The organism is Actinomadura sp. KC345, from assembly GCF_004348515.1.
Lineage (GTDB): Bacteria > Actinomycetota > Actinomycetes > Streptosporangiales > Streptosporangiaceae > Spirillospora.
This window is the reverse complement of sequence record NZ_SMKH01000116.1, coordinates 1-21929: the sequence shown is the minus strand read 5'-3', so window position 1 is coordinate 21929 and position 21929 is coordinate 1. Positions and strand designations below refer to the sequence as shown.

The window sequence follows — 21929 nt, the reverse complement described above, 5'->3', positions numbered from 1 at the left end:
GAGGGGGGAGGCGGCGGCGTGCGCCTGGACGGCGGCGCGGGCGGCGCCGCGCTCCGGCTCGTGTCGCGGCCGGTGCGGTACACCCGGCGCCGCCCGGAGGGCGCGGCCCGATGACGCCCATGCAGATGGTCTTCCTGGCGGGGTTCACCGCCGTGACCGCCGCCATCATCGCGTTCACCGGCCTGGTCGCCGCGGGCGCGCGGCGTACCGACGGCGGCACCCGATTCGGCGCCTACCTGTCGAGCCGGCTCTCGCGCCGCTCCTTCGACCGCGGCGAGGGCAACCGCTGGGCCTTCTACGCGCACCGGGTCAGCGGCTTCGCGGTCTTCGCCTTCCTGGCCCTGCACATCCTCGACGTGAGCCTCTACGCGTGGTCGCCGCAGGTGTTCGACGAGGTGCACGAGCTGTATTCCACGACCGCGATGCGGGTGTTCGAGTGCGGGCTCCTGGCCGCGCTGGCCTTCCACGCGCTGAACGGCCTGAGGCTGGTGGCGATCGACGTGTGGGACGCGGGGCCGGTGGGGGCGGCCAGGCTCCTGGACGCGGTCCTCGTGCTCACCGCGGTCATCACCGCCGGAGGTGGCGCGGTGATCCTTTGGCCCGTGGCGGCCGGTTAGGAGGGCAGGCGGATGACTACGGAGACACGGCGTCCGCGCATGCGACCGGGCGGGATCGGGATCCGGTCCTTCCTGGTCATCAGGACCACCGGCGTCCTGCTCGCGGTGCTCGCCCTCGGGCACTTCGGCCTGACGCACATCGTGCACGACGTCGCCGAGACCGACTCGTCGTTCATCGCCCGGCGCTGGAGTTCGGCGCTGTGGGTCGTGTGGGACGGGCTGCTGCTCGTCTCGGCGCTGGCCCATGTGGGCGCGGCCATGACGGCCGTCGTCCGCGATTACCAGACCGACCGGGCCGGCCAGCGCCGGACGCTGACGTGGCTGCGCGCACTGCTGGCGGCGCTGCTGGTCGTGGGCGCCCTGACGCTGATCGTCTCGGCCGGCTGACCGAATATCACCCCGAATTCGACACAGGGGATTGACTGGAAATCGCCCGTGCAACTAGGAAAGCTGAGGTATGACCTCTTTCCTCTCCCACCCCAAGGAGTGAGGTGTCGAAGTGACATCGAATGTGGCGTCCGAGCGGCCCGCCACCGAGCCGCTGCTCACGGTCGAGGGCGCTCGAGTCGGCTACGAGGTCGACGGGCAGGTCCAGATCGCCGTCGAGAACGTGAGTTTCGATATCCGTCCGGGCGAGAACGTCATGCTGCTCGGACCGTCCGGATGCGGGAAGTCGACCCTGCTCAAGACGATCGCCGGGTTCATCGAGCCGTACGGCGGCACCGTGCGGGTGTCGGGGCGCACCGACCTGAGCCCCGGCCCGGACCGGGCGGTGGTCTTCCAGGAGTTCGACCAGCTCTTCCCCTGGCACACGGTCGAGGGCAACCTCGTCTACCCGCTCCGCGTCAACGGCCGGAGCAAGCAGGAGGCCCGGAGCGTCGCCAGGGACTACCTGCAGCTGATGAACCTGGTCCACGCCGCCGACCGCTACCCCCATCAGCTCTCGGGCGGGATGAAGCAGCGGGTGGCGATCGCGCGGGCGATGGCCCTCGAACCGCTGATGCTGCTCATGGACGAGCCGTTCGGGGCGCTCGACGCGCAGACCCGGTCCCGGCTCCAGCGTGAGCTGAAGGAGGTCGCCGAGCGCACCAAGGTCACGATCCTCTTCGTGACGCACAGCATCCAGGAGGCGGTGTTCGTCGGCCGGCGCGTGGTGGTGCTCAGCCCGCCGCCGTCCACGGTGCGCGAGGTCGTCGACGTGTCCGGCCTCGACGACCCGACCTCGCCGGAGTTCGTGGCGGCGCTGCGGCATCTGCGCTCGCTGCTCACCGAGGGCGACGAGTCGCCCGACGACATGGCGTTCGAGTAGGAGGCGGTCCGATGAGCGAAGCAATGACCACGCCCTCGGCGAGCGCCACCGGCGGAGCCGCGGCCAAGGGCCGCGCGCCCGCCCGCCGCAGGGGCTGGGGGAGCCTGCCGGTGGTGCCCCGGCGCCTGGCCCTCATCCTGATGCTGCTCGCGGCCTGGCAGGCCTACGTGTCCTTCTCGGGCATCAGCGAGTTCCTGGTGGTGGGGCCCGTCGAGGTGGCCCGCGCCCTGGTCGAGGGGTTCGCCGGCGGCGGCATGCTGGGGGCCACCCTCACCACGATGCAGCTGCTGCTCGGCGGGATGCTGATCGGCATGGTGATCGCCGCCGTGCTGACCACGCTGGCGTCCTGGACCAAGCTGGGCGAGGACCTGCTCGTCCTGCTGACGTCGATGCTCAACCCGCTGCCGGCCATCGCGGTGCTGCCGCTGGCCATCCTGTGGTTCGGGATGAACTCCACATCGCTGGTGTTCGTCATCACCAACTCGGTGGTGTGGCCGATCGCGATCAACGTCAGCAACGGGTTCCGGACCGTCAACCCGACGGTCATGGCGGTGGGCCGCAACATCGGCCTGAGCGGCGTGCGGATCGTCAAGGACGTCCTCATCCCCGCCGCGCTGCCCAACATCATCGCGGGGCTGAAGACCGGCTGGGCCTTCGGCTGGCGCACCATCATCGCCGCCGAGCTCGTCTTCGGAGTCGCCGGGGGCAAGGGCGGGCTCGGCTTCTTCATCAACGACGCGCGGACGTTCATGCGGACCTCCGAGGTGTTCGCGGGCCTGGTGACGATCGCCATCATCGGCATCGCGCTGGAGCTGGCGTTCACCTGGATCGAACGGCGCACCGTCGTCAAGTGGGGGACCAAGGCCGCCTGACCGGCCGCACGCCCGGGAGCCCAGGAGGGCTCGTCGACCTCACCGAGAGGAACCAAGGATGGGACGGGTACGCGCATCCTCGCGGCCGCTGCGCGGGCTGCTCGCGACGCTGTCGGCCGGCGCGCTGGTGGCCGCGGCGGCCGGATGCGCCGGAGCGGCCGGCGCATCGTCCGACGACATCACGATCGCCTACCAGCCCGGCATCGGCTACGCGCCGCTGCTGGTGGCCAAGGAGCAGGGCACGCTGGAGAAGAAGTTCCCCGACAAGAAGATCACCTGGCGGGTGCTCAACTCCGGCTCCGCCATCCGGGACGGCATCGTGTCCCGCAACATCCAGGTCGGCGCGGGCGGGCTCGGCCCGTTCATCGTCGGCGCCAGCAACGGGATCCCCTGGAAGATCTTCATCGCCCTGGACAACGCCAACCTGCAGCTGATGTCCAAGACGGCGGGTTCGCTGGCCGAGCTCAAGGGAGCCGGGAAGATCGCCATGCCCGGGCCCGACTCGATCCAGTCGGTGGTCCTGCGCAAGGCCGCCGCGGCGCAGCTCGGCGACGCCAAGGTGCTCGACAAGCAGATCGTCGCGATGGGCCATCCGGACGGGCTGCAGGCGCTGCTGTCCGGGCAGATCGCCGGCCACCTCACCGCGCCGCCCTACCAGATGCAGGCGCTCAAGAGCGGGGCCCGCTCGATCGTCCGCAGCTACGACGTCTTCGGCGAGCACACCTTCAACGGCGTGTACACCACCGTGGACTTCCACAAGGGCAACGCCGACTTCATCAAGGGATTGCAGGCGGCGGTCGCGAGCTCGGTGAAGATGCTGGAGGACGACCCTGATCAGGCCGCCGCGCTGCTTTCCAAGGAGACGGGCGGAAAGGAGTCCGCGGCCGAGCTGAAAGAGCAGATCACGCGAGACGACATCACTTACTCCACAAAGCCGCTGGGGTATCTGAGGTTCGCCCAATTCATGAAGGAGGTCGGGCTCATCGAAAAGACCCCGGCCAAGCCCGCCGACTACTTTTTCGACAATCAGTACACCAAGGGAGGAAGCTGAATCTCGCGGTGCGTTCCGCCGTCCGATGGCGGGCCCCGGCCGGGCGGCCGGGCGCCCGCCATGAGGCGGTCCCCCGGGACGGCGACGGAAAGATCACACTTCTTACCCGGTACGATTGGAACCGCCGCCAAAGCGGCCGCGCGCCGAGCCCAGAACGGGGAAGGCCGCCGGTGACAACATGAAGCGGATCCGTTCCGGGGCGTCTTCGCTCACCGTGCCTCCGCACGGGATCGACGGGAGTTTCAGTGTGATTTCGAGGGTGCAGGGGAGGGCCGCCGGACATGGGTAAAGAGAACCTCGACATCGTGTGGCGTCCGGTGAATCCGAGCGGCCACCTGCCTGAACGCGTCGTCACTCAGATCAACGAACTGATCGTCTCCGAACGGCTCAAGCCGGGCGACCGCCTCCCGCCGGAGCGGGAACTCGCCTCCCTTCTCGGGGTGAGCCGTCCTGTCGTGCGCGAGGCCGTGCGCGTGCTGGCCGCCAGGGGCCAGCTGAGCGTGCGGCACGGACGCGGGATCTTCGTCGAGAGCCCCAGCGCCGCCCAGGACCTGCGCGCCGCCATCGCCGGCGAGCAGGTCGGGCTCCAGGAGCTGTTCGACATGCGCGAGGTGCTGGAACTCGCGGCGGTCGGCTGGGCCGCGGCCAACGCCACCGCCGAGGACGTCTCGGGCCTGCGCGAGGCGCTCGACCGCCTGGACGAGGCCGCCGCCCAGGAGCCCCCCGACTTCGCGCTCCTCCAGCTCCTCGACTCCGCGTACCACCTGAAGATCGTGGAGATGGCCCGCAACCGGTTCCTGCTCAAGACCGTGAACGTGCTCCAGGACATGATGCACGCGAGCATGCAGACGACGCTCTCGCTTCCCGGCCGCATCGAGGAGTCCCGCGCGTGCCACCACCGGGTCTTCGACGCCATCGTCGGCCACGATCCCGTCCAGGCCACCGAGGCCATGCGCGGCCACCTGGAGTCCGCCCGGTCGGCGGCCCTCGGCCGCCTTGAGGAGATGCGGAAGACCGTGGCGGAGCAGCCCGGGTGACCGGGCCGGACGCCGTCCGTTCATAGCGCGGCGGCGATCGTGGTGCAGCCGGCGGCGATCACGATCGTGAGGGTGACCGCCCGGAAGAGGCGGACGGGCAGATGGCGGTTCGCGCGGATGCCCAGCTGGTTGCCGAGCAGGCCGGCCGGCAGCCAGGCCGGGACGTAGGTGGCCAGAGGGTCGAGCATGCCCGGGCCGGTCGCGGTGAGCAGCGCCAGCGCGAGGCAGTTGGACGCCACGAAGTAGACCGTGAGGTCGGCGGCGAAGGACCGCTGCTCGACGCGGTCGCGGGTGAGGAGCAGCGCGGGCGGCACGCCGTTCAGCGAGGTCGTGACGCCCAGGAATCCGCCGGCGGCTCCGGCGGTGAGGGTCGCCCCGGCCCCTGCGGGACGGGCGTCGGGGGAGGGGGCGGCGGAGCGCAGCGTGAGGGCGAGTGCGGCGAGGATGGCCACCGCCCCGGCGGTGATCTTCAGTAGCTCGGTGTCGACGAGGCCGCTGACCCCGTAGCCGGTGAGGATGCCGGGGACGCTGCCGGCGATGAGCCGGCGGGCGCGCGTCCACACCAGGTGGCGGCGGAGCTGCCAGGCCGCCGGCAGCCGGGTCAGCAGGGCCAGCGAGAGGTTGACCGCGACCACCTCCGACAGCGGCAGCCCGGCCGCGAGCAGGACCGGTGCCGCGACCAGCCCGAAGCCGAAGCCGGTGGCGCCGCCGAGCGAGGCGGCGGCGAAGATGCCCAGACCGCCGACGAGGAGCAGGTCCACGCGGGAGTCAGAGGCCGAGCTTGCGGTAGGCGGCCTCCAGGTTGGCCTGGGCGCGCTCGGCCGTCCGCTGGTACTCGGAGGCGCCGTGCGAGTCCATCGTGACGAAGAGGGGCCCGAAGTCCTTGACGCGGAACTTCCACAGGCACTCGGGCATGAGGTCCTCCCAGAGAACCTCCTCGATCCCGGTGACCTGCAGCGTCTCGTAGCTGGCCGCGCCGCCGGTGATGGAGAGGTAGACGGCTCCGTGGCGGCCCAGGTGCTCCAGCGAACCGGTGCTCAGGCCGCCCTTGCCGACGATCGCGCTCACGCCCAGGTCCTCGACGCAGCCGCGGGTGAAGCGGTCCATGCGCATCGAGGTGGTCGTGCCGACCGAGACGGGGACGTAGCCGCCGGAGTCCGTACGGCGGACGCTCGGGGCGGTGTGGAGGAAGACCGCGCCGGTGAGATCGGCCGGGACGCGCTCCCCCTCGTCGAAGAAGCGGATCAGGGAGGCGTCGCGCACGCCCCAGACCGTGCCGTCGAGCCAGATCTCGTCGCCGCAGCGCAGTGAGCGGGCCGTCGTCTCGTCGAACGGGGCGTTCAGGTGGAGGACCCGCCCGGTTTCCCCGTGGCCGGTGGTGTCGTGGCCGGTGGTGTCGTGGCCGGTGGTGTCGTGGTCAGTAGCCATAGGTCACCGTCCCGTCGGAGCCGACGACCGCGCGTGCGCGCTCGCCGCGCCAGCACTGTATGTTGAGCGCGACCGGGTTCATGGAGATGTGGGTCCAGGCGTATTCGACATGGACGGCGAAGGCGGTCGTGGCGCCGCCGAGCCCCTGCGGCCCGATCCCCGTCGCGTTGATCGCCTCCAGCATGCGGCGCTCGAACTCGGCGATCTCGGGCTCGGGGTGGGGCTGCCCGACCGGGCGGAGCGTGGCCTTCTTGGCGAGCGCCGCGCACTGGTCGGCGGTGCCGCCGAGCCCCACGCCGACGATCGTGGGCGGGCAGGGGCGCGGACCCGCTTCGATGACGCGGTCGAGGATGTACTTCTTGACCCCGTCCTGGCCGTCGGCGGGCGAGAGCATCGTCAGGAACGACATGTTCTCCGAGCCGGAGCCCTTGGGGATGAGCAGGACGTCCAGGCCGTCGCCGCCGTCGGCGAAGCCGACGTGCACGGCGGGCACTCCGGCGCCGGTGTTGTCCTGCCGGTTCTCGCGGGTGAGCGGATGGACGATGCTCGACCGCAGTGAATGGCGCTCGCTCGCCAGCGCGATGCCCTCCCGCAGGGCCCGGGTCAGCCGGGCGCCGTTGACCGGCAGTTCGGTGCCGATCTCGACGTAGAACACGCAGATCCCCGTGTCCTGGCAGACGATGATGCCCGTCTCGTCGGAGGTCTCGATCGCCTTGACCATCACCTGGAGCCGGCGGCGGGCCGAACCCTCCTCGCGGTCGTGCGCCGCGCCGACCGACTGGCGCACGTCGGGCGGCAGGTCGGTGAGCGCCTTCTTGTAGAGGGCGGCCGAGACCTCGCGCAGATCGTCGTAGACGTGCTCGGTTCCAACCCGGACCGTGCCGAGTCCCATCTTTGCCCCTCCCTAGAGGTTTGACCTCTGACCAACGTAAGGAGTTCCGGACGGCGCCGTCAATGCCCGGCGGGGCCGGTGAAGGAGACGGCCGCGGAGAGGACGACCGTCCCGGTGGCGAGCGCGGCGACGCACGCGAGCACGCGGGGCCGCGGAACCGGCTCCCCCCTGCGGACGCAGCCGGCGACCCGGTGGTAGCGGCGCCTGCCCAGCACGAGAACCGCGAAGCCGGAGAGGATCACGGCGACGCCGGGGAGGTGACCGGCATGGAGGAGCAGCGCCCCGTACGTCGAGAACGCCAGTCCCGTGCGGTCCCAGCTCAGGCGGGTGCGCTCGGCCTGCAGGCCGGGTGCCTCGCCGCTCACGGGCCCGCGGAGCCGTCGGCGGCGAGGGAGCCGTGCACGAAGAGGACGATCGAGACCAGGGCGAGCACGCTCAGGCACAGGGTGAGGACGCGGGGGACCGGGCTCCCGGGCAGGGACTGGTTCAGGCGCATGGCGCGCTCGTTCCGCGCCCACCGGCCATGGCTGGTCACCGCGATGAGCAGCGCCATGGACACGAAGACGACGCCGAGCGCGAGCCGCCCGCCCGGGACGCTGAACTCGGGGACGAACTGGACGATGGCGACCCCGCCGGCCAGCAGTCCGAGCGAGGTCCGGATCCAGGCGAGGAACGTGCGCTCGTTGGCCAGCGAGAACCGGTAGTCGGGGTCCTCGCCCACCTCCTCGGGCTTTCCGGTGCGCACCGGACACCTCCTTTCGCGGGGGACGCCCCGCCCGGCGCCGGAGCCCGGCGGGCTGTGCGGCTCCGACCGTAGCCCGCGGCGTGGAGACTTCCGGTAGCACGGGGAAGGGTCATAGTCGTGGGCTATGACCTCATCCCGAATGGCCCGCTACCGGAGCCCTGGAACGCCTGTGCATGGTGGGCGGGTGCAATACGGCTTCGCGATCGACCAGCGCACGTGCATCGGCTGTCATGCGTGCACGGTGGCCTGCAAGACCGAACACGAGATTCCGGTCGGGCAGTTCAGGACATGGGTGAAGTACGTCGAGAAGGGCGCCTTCCCCGCGACCACCCGTGAGTTCGGCGTGATGCGGTGCAATCACTGCACCGACGCACCGTGCGTGAAGATCTGTCCCACCAAGGCGCTGTTCAAGCGCGACGACGGCATCGTGGACTTCGACGGCGACAGCTGCATCGGCTGCAAGAGTTGCATGCAGGCCTGCCCGTATGACGCGATCTACATCGACGAGAACACCCACACGGCGGCGAAGTGCAACTTCTGCGCCCACCGCGTCGACCAGGACCTGGAGCCGGCCTGCGTCGTGGTGTGCCCGACCCATTCGATCTGGGTGGGCGACCTCGACGACCCCGACAGCGGCATCAGCCGGCTCGTCAGCACCAACCCCACGGCGGTGCGCGCTCCCGAGCAGGGCACCGGCCCCAACGTCTTCTACCTCGGCGCGGACCACGCCGTGCTCGACCCTCTGGCCGCGCCGGTCGACGACACCTACATCTGGGCACGCCCCGACAAGCAGCGCCTGGAGGCGGCACGGGACGTGTACGGGGACACGGCCTCGGACGCCCGGACCACGCTCAACACCGCCCACCCGCGTCCATGGGGCTGGCGGGTCACCACCTACCTGTGGACGAAGGGCGTCGGCGCCGGGGCCCTGCTCCTGGCGGCGGTGGCGCTCATCGTCGGCGTGGACCTGGGGGCCGCCGGGCGGTTCGTGGCCCCGGCCCTCGCGATCGCGGGCGCCGCGAGCACCGGGGCGCTGCTGGTGTGGGACCTGAAGCGTCCCGAGCGGTTCCTGTACCTGTTCCTGCGCCCCAACCTGACGTCGTGGCTCGTCTGGGGCGGGGTCGCGCTGTGCGCGTGCACCGGGGTCGGCCTGCTGTGGCTGCTGTTCGGCGATCTCTCGTTCCTGCGCTGGCCGGCGATCCCCGTGGCCGTCCTGACCGCCGGCTACACCGCCTTCCTGTTCGGGCAGGCCGAAGGGCGCGACCTGTGGCAGTCCCCGGCGCTGTTCTGGCACCTGATCGCTCAGGCCGGGACGGTGGGTGCGGGCGCGCTGCTGGTGGCCGCGCCGTTCGCCGGCCTCGACGCCACCGCCACGCGGTTCCTCGCCTGGGGCTTCGCCGGCTCCGCGGTGGCCCATCTGCTGTTCCTGGCGCTCGAGTACGGCGGGCACCACGCCGGCCGGGGCGCCGCGCTCGCCGCGCGCTCGGTCGTCCGGGGCCGGTACGCCGCGGTCTTCTGGTTCGGTGCCGTGCTGCCCGTCGTCGCGGCGGTCCCGCTGCCGTTCCTCGGCTCCGCCGGCGGTGTCCTGGCCGGCCTCCTCGTCCAGGCGGCGCTGCTGGCGTACGAGGCCGTGTACGTCCGCGCGGGCCAAGACGTCCCGCTGTCCTGAGGAGGACCATGACCATCGATCTTCCCGGTGCGCGCCGCCACGAGCGGCTGCGGAACTACCCGCCGCCCGAGACGTGGGACCACCACGTCGAGAACGACGCCAGGGCGCACCCGCGCAAGGTGCCCCGCGAGTACATGCTGATCCCGACGACCTGCTTCAACTGCGAGTCGGCGTGCGGGCTCCTGGCCTACGTGGAGAAGAAGGACCTGTCCGTCACCAAGCTGACGGGCAATCCGGCCCACCCGGGGTCGCGCGGACGCAACTGCGCCAAGGGGCCCGCCACCATCAACCAGCTGAACGACCCGGAACGCATCCTGCATCCCATGCGCCGGGCCGGTGAGCGGGGCAGCGGGACGTGGGAGCGGGTCGGCTGGGACGAGGCCCTGGACGACATCGCCGCCCGCATCCGCGCGGCCATCGTCGAAGACCGCAACGACGAGGTCCTGTACCACGTGGGCCGGCCCGGGGAGGACGGCTTCGCCGACCGGTTCCTCCAGGCCTGGGGCGTCGACGGGCACAACAGCCACACCAACATCTGCTCCAGCGGCGCGCGGTTCGGCTACACCCTGTGGGGCGGCTACGACCGCCCCTCCCCGGACCACGCCAACGCCAAGGTCGTCCTGCTGCTGTCGAGCCACCTGGAGACCGGGCACTACTTCAACCCGCACGCCCAGCGGATCATGGAGGCCAAGCAGAACGGGGCGAAACTGGTCGTCCTCGACCCGCGGATGTCCAACACCGCCGCGCACGCGGACCTGTGGCTGGCGCCGTGGCCCGGGAGCGAGGCGGCCATCCTGCTGGCCGTCGCCTCGCACCTCATCCGCACGCGCCGGCTGGCGACCGGATACATCCGCCGCTGGGTCAACTGGGAGACCTACCTGGAGCGCCTGCACCCGGACGCGCCGCGCGACTTCGAGACCTTCCTCGCCCGGCTGGAGTCCGACTACGCCCCCTACACCTTCGAGTACGCCGCCCAGGAGTCGCGCCTCCCGGCGGAGCGGGTCGAGGAGCTGGCGCGGATCGTGGCGGACGCGGGAACCCGCCTCGCCGCCCATGTGTGGCGCGCCGCCGCCGCGGGCAACCTGGGCGGGTGGCAGGTGGCCCGCTGCCTGTTCTTCCTGAACGTCCTCACCGGAAGCGTGGGCACGGAGGGCGGGACGAGCCCGAACGGCTGGAACAAGTTCATCGCGCACGGCCCCAATCCGCCGGAGGCCCATGAGCGCTGGAACGAGATCCTCTGGCCCCGGGAGTTCCCGCTGTCGACGAACGAGATGTCGTTCCTGCTCCCGCACTTCCTCGCCGACGACCGCGCCAGGCTCGCGGTCTACTTCAGCAGGGTCTACAACCCCATCTGGACCAACCCCGACGGGTTCATGTGGATCGAGGCCCTGACCGACACCGACCGCGTTGGCTGCCATGTCGCCCTTACCCCGACCTGGTCCGAGACCGCTGCGTACGCCGACTACGTCCTGCCGATGGGCCACGCGACGGAACGGCACGACACCCACTCCTACGAGACCCACGCGGGCCGGTGGCTCGGGTTCCGCCAGCCGGTGCGCCGGGTGGCCATGGACAAGACCGGGCAGCCGTACGAGGACACGCGCGACTCCAACCCCGGCGAGGTGTGGGAGGAGAACGAGTTCTGGTTCGAGCTGTCATGGCGCATCGATCCGGACGGGGAACTCGGCATCCGCACGTACTTCGAGTCGCCGTACCGGCCCGGTGAGAAGGTCACCGTCGACGAGTACTACCGCTACGTCTTCGAGAACTCCGTGCCGGGCCTGCCGGAGAAGGCCGCCGAGGCCGGGATGGCGCCGCTGGAGTACATGCGCAAGTACGGCGTCGTCGAGATCGACTCCGAGGTGTACCGGGTGGACGAGCGCGCCCTCACGGCCGAGGAGCTGGAGGGCGCCGAGGCCGACGAGCAGGGGGTCCTGCGCCGCCCGACGACACCGGACTCGGTGCCGCCGCTCATCGGCGAGGCGGGGGCGGTCGGCCTCCGGCACGAGGACGGCACCGCGACGGCCGGCTGGCTCACCCCGTCCCGCAAGCTGGAGATCTACTCGACCGCGCTCGCCGACTTCGGGTGGCCCGAGCACGCGACGCCCGGCCACCTCGAGTCGCACGTGTCCTGGCACCGGGTGGACCGGGACGCCGGCGAGCTGGTGCTGATGCCGACGTTCCGGCTGCCGACCCTGATCCACACCCGGTCGGGCAACGCCAAGTACCTCAACGAGATCAGCAACACCCATCCGCTGTGGGTGAACCCGGACGACGCGGGGGAACTGGCGACCGACGACCTCGTCCGGGTGCACACCGAGATCGGGCACTTCGTCGCCCGCGTCTGGATCACCCCGGGCATCCGGCCGGGCGTGATCGCGCTGTCGCACCACATGGGCCGCTGGCGGCTCCATGAGGACGACGGCAGCCGCTGGGTCAGCGGCCTGGCCGACGTGACCCGCGGCGACGAGGGGATCTGGCGGCTGCGGTACCGCGACGGCGTCCGGCCGTTCGCCTCCGGCGATCCCGACAGCTCCCGGATCGACTGGGAGGACACCGGCGTCCACCAGAACCTGGCCTTCCCGGTCCATCCCGATCCGCTGTCGGGCATGCACTGCTGGCACCAGAAGGTGCGGCTCACCCCCGCCGAGCCCGATGACCAGTATGGGGACGTGGTCGTCGACACCCGCAAGTCCCGCGCCGTCTACCGGGAATGGCTGGCGGCGACGCGGCCGGGCCCCAACGCGGAGGGCCTGCGGCGGCCGGAGTTCCTGATGCGCCCGGTCAAGCCGAAGCGGCGGGCCTTCCATGTCTGACCGGAACCCGTCAGCGGGCGAGCAGGCGGTCCGCGCGGCCCTCGCCACCGTCGCGGACCCCGAGCTGCACCGTCCGATCACCGAACTCGGCATGGTCGGCGAGGTGCGGGAGGGGCGGCGCGGCCGGGTGCGGGTCCGGATCCTTCTCACCACGGCCGGCTGCCCCCTGAAGGGACGGCTGGAGGCCGACGTCGAGGCCGCGGTGCGCGCCGTGCCCGGCGTCCGGGACGTCACGGTCGAGTTCGGCGCCATGACCGCGCGGCAGCGGGCCGAGCTCGGCGAGCGCCTGCGCGGCGAGTCCCCCCGGGTGCGGGGCGTCCTCGCCGGGGAGGGTCCCGCGGTGTACGCCGTGGCGAGCGGCAAGGGCGGGGTCGGTAAGTCCACCGTGACGGCCAACATGGCGGTCGCCCTGGCTCGCGCCGGTCACCGGGTGGGCGTCCTGGACGCGGACGTGTGGGGCCCGTCGATCCCGCTGCTCTTCGGCGTGGAGCGCCCGCCGGTCGCGCTCGGCGGCGCGATGCTGCCCGTCGAGGCCCACGGAGTCCGGCTGATGTCGACCGGCTTCTTCACCGGCGGCACCGAACCGCTCGTCTGGCGCGGCCCCATGCTGCACAAGGCGCTCCAGCAGTTCCTCGACGACGTCCACTGGGGCGAACTGGACATCCTCCTGGTCGACCTGCCGCCCGGGACCGGCGACATCTCGATCTCCCTGCTCGAACTGGTCCCGGACGCGCGGGTCATCGTGGTCACCACACCGCAGCCGGCCGCCCAGCGGGTGGCGGAGCGCGCGGGCCGGATGGCCGCCGATCTCGGTGTCACGGTCGCCGGGGCGGTGGAGAACATGTCCGGGTACGCGTGCGAGTGCGGGCGCCACGCCCCGCTGTTCGGCGCCGGGGGAGGGGACGCCTTGGCCGCGGCCCTGAACGTTCCGCTGCTCGGCCGGATCCCGCTCGACATGGGGCTGCGCGAATCGGGCGACACGGGCGTTCCGGTGGTGGCGGGCCAGCCGGGGTCCCCGTCCGCCCGCGCTCTCGGCGACGTCGCGCGGTCGCTTCCACTAGGGGCGGCGCGGCGCAGCCTGGTCGGGGTGTCGCTTCCGCTCTCGCCCGTCTAGGCGGGCGGGCTTCCCGCGCGCGGGCGCGCCCGACACCGTGGCGGTGCTCGTGCTCGTGCTCGTGGCCGTGTCCCGGGCCGCGATCCGCAGCAGCACCTCGGCCTGGGGAGGCGGTGCGGCCCGGCGGCGCCAGACGGCGCGCAGCCTCCGGGTCAGTTCGAGGCCGGTCACCGGGATCCGCACGAGCCGGCCGGTGCGCAGCTCGCGCTCGACGGCCAGGGCGCTCACCACGGCGGCGCCCGCCCCGGCGCCGACCGCCTCCTTGATCGCCGTGGTGGAGGACAGCTCCAGATGCGGGTCGTCGGCCCGCAGCTCGCCCAGCACCCGGTGCAGCGTCTCCCGCGTGCCGGAACCGCGCTCGCGCAGCACCAGCCGCCCGGCCGCCAGCTCCGCGGCGGTGATCGGCGTGTCGGTGCCCGCCCACGGATGGCCCCGCCCGGTCACCACGACCAGTTCGTCGTCGGCGACCATCACCTCGCACAGGTCGTCGTGGGCGGCCGGGTCCTCGATGAACCCCAGATCGACCTCTTCCGTCCGGACCAGCTCCACGACGTCGTGCGAGTTCTCCGCGCGCAGCGCCACCGTCAGGTCGGGCAGCTCGCGGCGCAGGGTGACCAGCCAGCGCGGCATCAGGTACTCGGCGACCGTCATGCTGGCGGCCACCCGCAGCCAGCCGTTGTCCACGGTCCGCAGCGCGGTCGCCCCGGCCAGCAGGTCCGAGGCGGCGTCGACGACCTCGCGCGCCCAGCCCGCGACGCTGAGGCCGGCCTGGGTGAGCCGCGATCCGGACGGCGAACGCTCCAGCAGCACCAGCCCGAGCCGCCGTTCCAGCAGCTTGATCCGGGCGCTGGCGGACGGCTGGGAGATCATGTGCTCGCGGGCCGCGCGGCCCAGGCTGCCCAGGCGCTCGACCGAGAGGAGCAGGTCCAGGTCGGCGAGGTCGGGGGTACCCGAGGGAAGCGGCACGGCGTCCAGCTTGTCACGTTCCATCCCCGCAGACCACCCCCGCCGGGCGTCCGTGGGCGACTTGTGCAGGTCATAGGGGCGGTGGTAGGAATGGACGCCATGTCCAGATTGGGAATGGACGGTGCGTCCAAAACGGCACCGGGGGCGGCCACCGGCACGGCCAAGGCCCTGGTCAAGGGCGTGGGGCTGGTCGATCTGATCGCCGCGGGCGGCCCGCAGCGGCTCACCGACCTGGCCGAGGCGAGCGGCATACCGCGCGGCACTGTCGTGCGGCTGCTGGAGGTGCTGCTGGACGGCGAGATCCTGCGCCTCGACGCCGCCGGCCAGTACGACCTCGGCCCCCGGCTGGCGGTCTGGGGGCAGCGGTTCCTCGACCGCCTGGACCTCCCCGGGCTCAGCGAGGACCTGATGGCCGGCCTGTCGGCCAGGACCCGCGAGACGTGCTTCCTCGGCATCGTCCAGGACGACCAGGTGCTGTACGTCGCCAAGACCGACAGTCCGCAGGCGGTCAGGCCCGCGGCCGTGGTCGGGACGGTGAACCCCCTGCACAGCACCGGGATAGGGAAGGTGCTGCTCGCGCACGCCGACCCGGGGACGCAGCGGCGCTGCATGGAGCGCCCGCTGGTCCGCAAGACCCCGGGCACCATCACGGACCCGGAGGCGCTGGCGGCCGAGCTCGCCGCGACCCGCGACCGCGGCTACGCGATCGACGAGATCGAGAACGAGGACGGAGTGCGCTGCGTGGCCGTGCCCGTCCGCGACCACACCGGGCGGGTGGTGGCGGCCCTCTCGGTCTCGGCGCCCGCGTACCGGTTCCCGCGCGAGAACCTGCCCGAGGTCGCGGAGCTGGCGCTGGCCGCCGCCGCGACGCTGTCCGGGCGGCTCGGGCACCACACCACCGCCGGTCCCGCCGACGCGCGGCCACCGGAGACACAAGAGGAGGTCTCATGACCGAGACGCCCGCCCCCGAAGGCGAGGACTGGCGCGGCAAGGTCGGGAGCATGGCCGGCGACGAGGTCTCGGCCTTCCTGGCCGAGGGGCACATCGCGCGGCTCGCCTGCCTGGACGAGGACGGATGGCCGTACGCGGTGCCCTGCTGGCACGAGTGGGACGGCTCGTCGTTCTGGGTGGTGCCGAGGGCCCGCGCGGCCTGGGCCCGCTACCTGGCCGCCGAGCCGCGCTGCGCGATCACGGTGGACGAGGCCGGCACCCAGCGCAAGGTGGTGGCGCAGACGCGCGCCGTGCTGGTGGAGGAGCCGTGCCTGAACGGGCGGTGGCTGCCGATCGCCGAGCGGATGAGCGTGCGGTACCTGGGCGAGAACGGCCCGCGGTACCTGGAGCCGACGCTCGACAAGCCGCGCTGGCTGTTCCGGCTCGACCCGGTGAAGCTGACCACCTGGCAGGGCAACGACTGGGCGGAGCGGTACAAGTGAGCGCCGGCGTCGTCGAGCTCACCCGGGCGCTGGTCCGGGTGCCGAGCCCCAACCCGGGCGGCGACGAGAGCGCGGTCGCCGGGGCCCTCGCGGAGATGGCGGTCCAGGCGGGGCTGCCCGCCCCGACCGTGCTGGAACGTTCCGAATCGCGGCCCAACCTGGTGTGCACCCTCGACTTCGGCCCCGGCGGCAGGCACCTCGCGCTGTGCGGCCACATGGACACCAAGCCGGTCGGCGACGCCGCCTGGACGGTCGACCCGTTCGCCGCCGAGGTGGACGGCGACCGCCTCTACGGCCTCGGCTCGGCCGACATGAAGGGCGCGCTGGCCGCCATGATCCTCGCCGCCGGCCGGCTCACCGGGACGGACGGCCCGGGGCGCGGACGCCTCTCCCTCCTGTTCACGGCCGACGAGGAGGACGGCGCCTACCACGGCGCGCAGTACCTCGCCGAGGACCCGCCGCCGGACCTGCCCGACGCGGTACTGATCGGCGAGCCGGGCGGCCTGCGGGACGACTACGACCACCTCCACCTCGGCAGCCGCGGCATCGCCCGGCTGCGGGCCACCGCGTACGGGCGGCAGGGGCATTCGAGCCTCTCCGGCGAGCCGGGCACGCGCAACGCGGGCGTGGACGCCGCGCACGCCGCGGTAGCGCTGGCCGGGGAACTCGCGCTGCCGTCCCCGGACGACCCGTACGGCATCCGGGGCTGGGTCACGACGCTCAACACCGGGCTCGCCTACCGGGGCGGTGTCGGGTACGGGGTGCTGCCCGGCCGGATGGCCGTGGACACCGAGGTCCGGCTGCTGCCCGGGATGACCCGCGAGGACGTGGAGAAGCCCGTCGCGGCCCTGATGGAGCAGGTCGCCGCGCGTACCGGGGCACGGCTGGAGGTCGAGTTCGACGAGCAGGGCCTCCTGCCCGGCACGGTCGCCGACCCGGGCGGCCCGCTGCCCCGCGCCGTCCGCGACGCCGCCCGGCGCGTGCTCGGGCACGTCCCGCCGGACGCGATGTTCCCGGGGACGACGGACGCGTCCATCCTGCAACCGGCCTGGAACGTTCCCGTCCTGCCCGCGTTCGGGCCCGGCCTGCTGCGGCGGGCGCACGGGGCCGACGAGTGGGTCTCGGTGACGGCGCTGCGCCAGGCCGTCGACCTGTACGCGGCCGTCGCCGCGGAGTTCTGCGGGGGACAGGACCGGTGAGCGCGGGGACGACGACGGCCGCGACCGGACGCCTGCCGGTGTCGGCCTCGACGCTGATGCCGCTGAGCGGACTGGCGCTCGTCCTGGTCGTCGCGGCGGTGGTGACGCCCGGCTTCTACTCCGACGCGAACCTGAACCTGGTCCTGTTCCAGGCCGGCCTGATCGGCATCACCGCGGTCGGCCAGACGCTGGTGCTGCTCGGCCGCGGCATCGACCTGTCGGTCGGTGCGGTCATGGGCCTGACCACCGTGATCATCGCGACGCAGTCCGGCGACGCCGGGCTCGCGGGCGCGATCGGGCTCGCCGCGCTCGCCGGGATCGGCGTGGGCGCGGTGAACGCCGGCCTCGTGGTCCTGCGCCGGGTGCCGCCGTTCGTCGCCACGTTCGCGATGTTCGTGCTCGTCCAGGGCGCGATCACCGCGTGGACGAAGGGCGCGGCGGCGGGCGACATCCCCGGATCGCTCCAGCCCCTCGGCTCGGGACGGTTCCTGGGGATCCCGACCCCGCTCTGGCTGTTCGCGGCGATCGCGATCGTGACCGCCGCGGTCCTGGCGCGGACGAGCGCGGGACGGCGGCTGTACGCGACGGGCTCCAACCCGCGCGCCGCACGGCTGTCGGGCATCCGCACCGGCCGGGTCATCGCCGCCGGCTACGTCGCGAGCGCGCTGCTGGCGGTGCTCGCCGGACTGGTCAGCGCCGCGTACGCCGGGCACGTGGACGCCCAGCTGTCGCGCAGCCTGGACCTGAACTCGCTCGCCGCCGCCGTCGCCGGCGGTGTCGCGCTCACCGGCGGTCGCGGTCACATCGGGCACACGGTGATGGGAGTCGCGCTGCTGGCGGTCCTGATCGTCTGGATGATCCAGCTCGGTGCGGGGACCGGCGGCCAGCTCGCCGTGCAGGGCGCGGCGATCCTGCTGGCCACCTGGCTGCGGCAGCGCGGAACGTCCGAGGGAGGTGCGGGATGACCCGCCGTGCGAAGATCACGCCTTCGAGGATCACGCCTTCGAAGATCACGGTGGCGGCCGTGACGGGGGCGCTCCTGCTGACGGGGTGCAGCACCCAGCGCGAGTCGCTCACCGCCGGGCTGGGCGTGGCCGCCGAGTGCACCGGCCCGCAGGCCAGGGCGGCGCAGCAGCAGTACGCCGAGACCTGGCGCGAGGCGGGCGAGGCGATCGGCCTGAAGGGCCTGTCCCCGTCGCGGGCGGACGTGTGCGAGGTCGACACGTCGACCTACGCCAAGAACCGGCCGGACGGCGGGTACCGGGTCGCGTTCGCAGCCCAGGGGCCGACCAACGCGTGGGCGACGAGCAACGAGGAGGCGTTCAAGCACAGGGCGGAGCAGCGGAACGTGGACGTCCTGTACGCCTCCGCGAACGGCGACGTGAACAAGCAGGTCGACAACGTCCAGCAGCTCGTGGCGCAGCGCCCGGACGCGATGGTCGTCGTCCCGATGGGCGACGCGATCACCGGCCAGGTGCGCGCGGCCGCCGCGCAGGGCATCCCGGTCGTGGTGTGCTCCGGGCGGCTCAACGAGGGCTCCGGGGCCGTCAGCACGGTGACCCGCGACTACGAGCTCCAGGGGACGCTGTGGGCGGAGTGGATCGCCGAGCGGCTCGGCGGCAAGGGCAGGATCGCCATGCTGTCCGGGATCGCCGGGGTGCCGACGGCGGAGCTGCCCAAGGCGGAGGCGAAGAGGATCTTCGCGAAGAAGTACCCGGGCATCGAGATCGTGGCCGAGCAGAACACCGACTGGTCGGCCACCAAGGCCAAGACCGTGGCGGCGCAGCTGCTGGCCCGGTACCCGGACCTGGACGCGATCTGGTCGGACTCCGCGATCACCAACCTGGGCGTCTACGAGGCGTACAGCCAGGCGGGCAAGCCCGTGCCGCCGGTGACCGGCGACGTGACCAACGGGTTCCTGAAGGCCGTCCAGGGGAAGAACGTGCCCTTCGCGCTCGGGGCGTTCCCGCCCGAGCAGAGCGCGCAGTGCCTCGACGTCGCGCTCGACGCGCTGGCCGGGAAGAAGGTGCCGAGCCAGGTGAACGTGGACGCCGCCGTCTTCACCGACCAGGAGCTCGGCAGGTACGTCCGGCCGGAATGCAGCGACGACCTGGCCGTGCCCACCGTGCTGCCGGCCGACCTGCTCAAGAAGCTCAAGCTGTGCTGAGGGAGGCGGGCGACATGAGCGACGCGAACGACCCGGCCGGCCGGCCGCCGGCGCTGGAGGCCCGGGGGCTGGTCAAGCGGTTCCCGGGCGTGACGGCCCTGGACGGCGCGGACCTGGTCTGCCGGCCGGGCCGGGTGCACGCCCTGCTCGGCGAGAACGGCGCGGGCAAGTCCACGCTGGTGCGCATCCTGACCGGCAACCACCCGCCCGACGAGGGCGAGCTGCGGATCGACGGCGAGCCCGTCCGGCTGGAGGACCCGCGGCAGGCGCTGGCGCACGGCGTGACCGCCGTCTACCAGGAGCTGACCGTCCTGCCGGACCTGTCCGTCCTGGACAACGTGATGCTCGGCCAGGAGGTCGCGCGGCGCGGGCTGCTCGACCGGGGGCGGCAGCGCGCCGCCGCCAAGGCCGCCCTGGGCCGCGTCGGGCTGGGCGACCTCGCCCCCGGCGCCCGCGCCGGGACGCTGTCGGCCGCCACCCGGCAGCTGATCGAGATCGCCCGCGCGCTGGTGCGGGGCAGCCGGGTGCTGCTGCTGGACGAGCCGTCCGCCCTGCTGTCCGGCGAGGCCTTGGGCGCGCTGCACGCGGTCGTCCGGGAGCTGACCGCGGACGGCGTGGCGGTCATCTACATCACGCACCGCCTTGAGGAGGTACGGGCGCTGGCCGACGACGTCACCGTCCTGCGGGACGGCCGGGGCGTCTCGTCCGGGCCGGTGGGCGACTACCCGGTCGACCGCATCGTCCGCGAGATGGTCGGCCGGGACGTGGACACGGTCTTCCCCGCCACCGCCGCGCCCGGCGCCGAGGAGGTGCTGGCCGTCCGCGGGCTGGTGCCGGGGGGCCGGTCCGTGCCGCCGCTCGACCTGACCGTGCGGGCCGGGGAGATCGTCGGCGTGGCGGGCCTGCTCGGCTCTGGACGCAGCACGCTGCTGCGCACCCTGGCCGGGGTGGTCCCGCGCTCGGCCGGGACGGTCGCCGTGGCGGGCCGTCCGGTGCGCGGGTCGCTGCGCGCCGCGGTGGACGCGGGCGTGGTGCTGGTCCCCGAGGAGCGCAAGACCGAGGGGCTGGTGCTCGACCTCCCCGTCCGGGCCAACACGACGCTGTCGAGCCTGCGCTCGGTCTTCCCCGGCGGCTGGCTGTCGGCCGCCCGGGAGCGCGCCGCGTGGGAGGAGGAGCGGGAGCGGTTCAACATCCGCGCCTCGGGGCCCGGCCAGCGCACGGGCCTGCTGTCGGGCGGCAACCAGCAGAAGATCGTCCTGGCCAAGTGGCTGCGGACCGGGCCGAAGGTGCTGCTGCTCGACGAGCCCACCCGCGGCATCGACATCGGCGCCAAGACCGAGATCTACCGGATCGTCGCCGAGCTGGCCGCCCAGGGGCTGGCCGTGGTGTTCGTGTCCAGCGAGCTGCCGGAGGTGACCGGCCTGGCACACCGCGTGCTGGTGTGCCGGGACGGCCGGGTGAGCGGCGAGCTGGCCGGTGACGAGATCAACGAGGAGCAGATCATGCACCTGGCCCTCGGGACGGGCACCGATCGGGAAGGCCCCGCCCAAAAAGGCCCCGCCCAAAAAGGCAGGGCCCAAAAAGGCAGGGCCCAAAAAGGCAGGGCCTCATGACCGCCGTGACCGCGCCGGAACGCGGCCTGCGCCGCGGCGCGGGGGACGTGCTGGCGGACGCGGCCCGCACCGGCCTGGCGACCTGGGTGATCGTCGCCGTGCTGGTGGCCGGGCTGACCGTGGCCGACCCCGGCGGGTTCTGGGCGGCGGCCAACATCGCCAACGTGCTGACCGCGACCGTGGTACTCGGCCTGGTGGCACTCGGGCAGCACCTCGTCGTCCTGACCGGCGGTATCGACCTGTCGGTGGGGTCGACCGCCACGCTGTCGGCGCTGCTGACCGCGATGCTCATCGACGGCTACCCCATCCGGACCATTCCCACGATCCTCGCGATGCTGGTGCTGGGCGCGGCCGTCGGAACCCTGCACGGGCTGATCGTGTCGCGGACCGCCATCCCGGCGTTCGTGGTGACGCTGTCGACGTTCTACCTGATCCAGGGCGCCGCGCTCCTGATCAGCACGACCCCGACCGGGCAGGTCACCCGGGCGCTGGCGGCCGTGGGGATGCGCCGCCTCGGGCCGTTCCCGCTGGCGCTCGCGGTGCTCGCGGTCGCCGTGGCGGTCGTGGCGGTGCTGCTGCACCGCACCCGTTTCGGCCGGCATGTCCACGCGGTCGGCGGCGCCAAGGAGGCGGCCCGCTCGGCGGGCGTGCCCGTGCGGCGGACACTCGTCCTCGCCTTCATGATCTCGGGGACGCTCGCCGCCGCCGCGGGGATCATGCTCGCCGCCAGGGCGACCATCGGATCCCCCAACGCGGGGGAGGGCCTGGAGCTCTCGGCCATCACGGTCGTGGTCGTCGGCGGCGCGTCCCTGCTCGGCGGCCGGGCCAGCCTCGTCGGGACGCTGGGCGGCGTGGCCCTGCTCGCCCTCGTGGAGAGCTCGTTCACGCTGCTCCAGCTCCCGGCCACCGCATCCGACCTGATCCGCGGCGTCGTGATCCTTGCCGCCGCCGCACTGTTCGTCCCGAGGACCAGCGATGACTGACGCCCCCCAGCCGCCCCC

At 72.8% G+C, this 21929-nt stretch carries 22 protein-coding genes; 16 read left to right on the top strand and 6 right to left on the bottom strand.

The window, feature by feature from the left end:
* Window positions 1-110: 110 nt before the first annotated feature.
* The 6 genes from sdhC (at window position 111) to E1281_RS20170 (ending at window position 4886) form a co-directional block, all read left to right on the top strand.
* Window positions 111-617 carry a succinate dehydrogenase, cytochrome b556 subunit gene (gene sdhC / locus E1281_RS20195; RefSeq protein WP_131880466.1) on the top strand — a complete coding sequence of 169 codons (507 nt, stop codon included), beginning with the start codon at window positions 111-113 and terminating at the stop codon, window positions 615-617.
* Window positions 618-629: 12 nt separating this feature from the next.
* Entirely contained in the window at window positions 630-1004 is a 375-nt protein-coding gene (locus E1281_RS20190; RefSeq protein WP_131880464.1) for a succinate dehydrogenase hydrophobic membrane anchor protein, read from the top strand.
* 112 nt (window positions 1005-1116) lie between these two features.
* Window positions 1117-1926, top strand: a complete 810-nt coding sequence (locus tag E1281_RS20185; protein ID WP_131880462.1) for an ABC transporter ATP-binding protein — start codon at window positions 1117-1119, stop codon at window positions 1924-1926.
* Between the two features lie 11 nt (window positions 1927-1937).
* On the top strand, window positions 1938-2798 hold the full coding sequence (locus tag E1281_RS20180; protein WP_131880460.1) for an ABC transporter permease: 861 nt from the start codon (window positions 1938-1940) through the stop codon (window positions 2796-2798).
* A 58-nt stretch (window positions 2799-2856) separates the two neighbouring features.
* On the top strand, window positions 2857-3849 hold the full coding sequence (locus E1281_RS20175; RefSeq protein WP_131880458.1) for an ABC transporter substrate-binding protein: 993 nt from the start codon (window positions 2857-2859) through the stop codon (window positions 3847-3849).
* Window positions 3850-4130: 281 nt separating this feature from the next.
* On the top strand, window positions 4131-4886 hold the full coding sequence (locus E1281_RS20170) for a FadR/GntR family transcriptional regulator (protein WP_131880456.1): 756 nt from the start codon (window positions 4131-4133) through the stop codon (window positions 4884-4886).
* A 20-nt stretch (window positions 4887-4906) separates the two neighbouring features.
* Here E1281_RS20170 and E1281_RS20165 read toward each other — a convergent pair whose 3' ends face one another.
* The 5 genes from E1281_RS20165 to E1281_RS20145 are packed head-to-tail and all read right to left on the bottom strand — an operon-like array spanning window position 4907 to window position 7951.
* Window positions 4907-5647 (bottom strand): sulfite exporter TauE/SafE family protein, encoded by a 741-nt coding sequence (locus E1281_RS20165; RefSeq protein WP_131880454.1) that lies wholly within the window; start codon window positions 5645-5647, stop codon window positions 4907-4909.
* A gap of 7 nt (window positions 5648-5654) precedes the next feature.
* A complete protein-coding gene (locus tag E1281_RS20160; protein ID WP_131880452.1) occupies window positions 5655-6314 on the bottom strand; it encodes a fumarate hydratase C-terminal domain-containing protein in 660 nt (219 codons plus the stop codon).
* Complete coding sequence (locus E1281_RS20155) at window positions 6304-7206, bottom strand: fumarate hydratase (RefSeq protein ID WP_131880450.1); 903 nt, start codon at window positions 7204-7206, stop codon at window positions 6304-6306. Before E1281_RS20155 ends, E1281_RS20160 begins: the two co-directional genes overlap by 11 nt.
* 59 nt (window positions 7207-7265) lie before the next feature.
* Complete coding sequence (locus tag E1281_RS20150) at window positions 7266-7571, bottom strand: DUF202 domain-containing protein (RefSeq protein WP_165959013.1); 306 nt, start codon at window positions 7569-7571, stop codon at window positions 7266-7268.
* Window positions 7568-7951, bottom strand: coding sequence for a DUF202 domain-containing protein (locus tag E1281_RS20145; RefSeq protein ID WP_131880446.1), 384 nt, complete (start codon window positions 7949-7951; stop codon window positions 7568-7570). The genes E1281_RS20150 and E1281_RS20145 overlap by 4 nt, the downstream gene beginning before the upstream one ends.
* 184 nt (window positions 7952-8135) lie before the next feature.
* On the opposite strand from E1281_RS20145, the gene E1281_RS20140 reads away from it, so the two are divergent.
* From E1281_RS20140 to E1281_RS20130, 3 genes are read left to right on the top strand one after another with little or no spacing between them, the layout of a single operon-like run.
* Window positions 8136-9620, top strand: a complete 1485-nt coding sequence (locus tag E1281_RS20140; RefSeq protein WP_131880444.1) for a 4Fe-4S dicluster domain-containing protein — start codon at window positions 8136-8138, stop codon at window positions 9618-9620.
* Window positions 9621-9628: 8 nt separating this feature from the next.
* A complete protein-coding gene (locus E1281_RS20135; RefSeq protein ID WP_131880442.1) occupies window positions 9629-12436 on the top strand; it encodes a molybdopterin-dependent oxidoreductase in 2808 nt (935 codons plus the stop codon).
* On the top strand, window positions 12429-13550 hold the full coding sequence (locus E1281_RS20130) for a P-loop NTPase (protein ID WP_131880440.1): 1122 nt from the start codon (window positions 12429-12431) through the stop codon (window positions 13548-13550). Before E1281_RS20135 ends, E1281_RS20130 begins: the two co-directional genes overlap by 8 nt.
* Here E1281_RS20130 and E1281_RS20125 read toward each other — a convergent pair.
* Window positions 13494-14540: a LysR family transcriptional regulator gene (locus E1281_RS20125; protein ID WP_131880438.1), complete on the bottom strand. Its 1047-nt coding sequence runs from the start codon at window positions 14538-14540 to the stop codon at window positions 13494-13496. The genes E1281_RS20130 and E1281_RS20125 overlap by 57 nt on opposite strands.
* A gap of 75 nt (window positions 14541-14615) precedes the next feature.
* Between E1281_RS20125 and E1281_RS20120 the strand changes: the two genes are divergently transcribed.
* The 7 genes from E1281_RS20120 to E1281_RS20090 are packed head-to-tail and all read left to right on the top strand — an operon-like array spanning window position 14616 to window position 21911.
* Window positions 14616-15467 (top strand): IclR family transcriptional regulator, encoded by an 852-nt coding sequence (locus tag E1281_RS20120; protein ID WP_165959012.1) that lies wholly within the window; start codon window positions 14616-14618, stop codon window positions 15465-15467.
* Window positions 15464-15949, top strand: a complete 486-nt coding sequence (locus E1281_RS20115) for a pyridoxamine 5'-phosphate oxidase family protein (RefSeq protein WP_131880434.1) — start codon at window positions 15464-15466, stop codon at window positions 15947-15949. The genes E1281_RS20120 and E1281_RS20115 overlap by 4 nt, the downstream gene beginning before the upstream one ends.
* Entirely contained in the window at window positions 15946-17148 is a 1203-nt protein-coding gene (locus E1281_RS20110; RefSeq protein ID WP_131880432.1) for a M20/M25/M40 family metallo-hydrolase, read from the top strand. Before E1281_RS20115 ends, E1281_RS20110 begins: the two co-directional genes overlap by 4 nt.
* Window positions 17145-18113: an ABC transporter permease gene (locus E1281_RS20105; protein WP_131880430.1), complete on the top strand. Its 969-nt coding sequence runs from the start codon at window positions 17145-17147 to the stop codon at window positions 18111-18113. Before E1281_RS20110 ends, E1281_RS20105 begins: the two co-directional genes overlap by 4 nt.
* Entirely contained in the window at window positions 18110-19315 is a 1206-nt protein-coding gene (locus E1281_RS20100) for a substrate-binding domain-containing protein (protein ID WP_131880428.1), read from the top strand. Before E1281_RS20105 ends, E1281_RS20100 begins: the two co-directional genes overlap by 4 nt.
* Before the next feature lie 14 nt (window positions 19316-19329).
* Window positions 19330-20928 carry a sugar ABC transporter ATP-binding protein gene (locus tag E1281_RS20095; protein WP_131880426.1) on the top strand — a complete coding sequence of 533 codons (1599 nt, stop codon included), beginning with the start codon at window positions 19330-19332 and terminating at the stop codon, window positions 20926-20928.
* The gene (locus E1281_RS20090) at window positions 20925-21911 is read left to right on the top strand and encodes an ABC transporter permease (protein ID WP_131880424.1); all 987 of its coding nucleotides are present in this window, start codon (window positions 20925-20927) and stop codon (window positions 21909-21911) included. Before E1281_RS20095 ends, E1281_RS20090 begins: the two co-directional genes overlap by 4 nt.
* The last annotated feature ends 18 nt before the right edge of the window (window positions 21912-21929 follow it).

Coding starts and splice junctions, on each gene's coding strand:
- E1281_RS20155 (WP_131880450.1), bottom strand. CDS start 7,206: ATGGGACTCGGCACGGTCCGGGTTGGAACCGAGCACGTCTACGACGAT.
- E1281_RS20115 (WP_131880434.1), top strand. CDS start 15,464: ATGACCGAGACGCCCGCCCCCGAAGGCGAGGACTGGCGCGGCAAGGTC.
- E1281_RS20120 (WP_165959012.1), top strand. CDS start 14,616: ATGTCCAGATTGGGAATGGACGGTGCGTCCAAAACGGCACCGGGGGCG.
- E1281_RS20190 (WP_131880464.1), top strand. CDS start 630: ATGACTACGGAGACACGGCGTCCGCGCATGCGACCGGGCGGGATCGGG.
- E1281_RS20100 (WP_131880428.1), top strand. CDS start 18,110: ATGACCCGCCGTGCGAAGATCACGCCTTCGAGGATCACGCCTTCGAAG.
- E1281_RS20175 (WP_131880458.1), top strand. CDS start 2,857: ATGGGACGGGTACGCGCATCCTCGCGGCCGCTGCGCGGGCTGCTCGCG.
- E1281_RS20130 (WP_131880440.1), top strand. CDS start 12,429: ATGTCTGACCGGAACCCGTCAGCGGGCGAGCAGGCGGTCCGCGCGGCC.
- E1281_RS20125 (WP_131880438.1), bottom strand. CDS start 14,540: ATGGAACGTGACAAGCTGGACGCCGTGCCGCTTCCCTCGGGTACCCCC.
- E1281_RS20160 (WP_131880452.1), bottom strand. CDS start 6,314: ATGGCTACTGACCACGACACCACCGGCCACGACACCACCGGCCACGAC.
- E1281_RS20170 (WP_131880456.1), top strand. CDS start 4,131: ATGGGTAAAGAGAACCTCGACATCGTGTGGCGTCCGGTGAATCCGAGC.
- sdhC (WP_131880466.1), top strand. CDS start 111: ATGACGCCCATGCAGATGGTCTTCCTGGCGGGGTTCACCGCCGTGACC.
- E1281_RS20135 (WP_131880442.1), top strand. CDS start 9,629: ATGACCATCGATCTTCCCGGTGCGCGCCGCCACGAGCGGCTGCGGAAC.
- E1281_RS20095 (WP_131880426.1), top strand. CDS start 19,330: ATGAGCGACGCGAACGACCCGGCCGGCCGGCCGCCGGCGCTGGAGGCC.
- E1281_RS20180 (WP_131880460.1), top strand. CDS start 1,938: ATGAGCGAAGCAATGACCACGCCCTCGGCGAGCGCCACCGGCGGAGCC.
- E1281_RS20090 (WP_131880424.1), top strand. CDS start 20,925: ATGACCGCCGTGACCGCGCCGGAACGCGGCCTGCGCCGCGGCGCGGGG.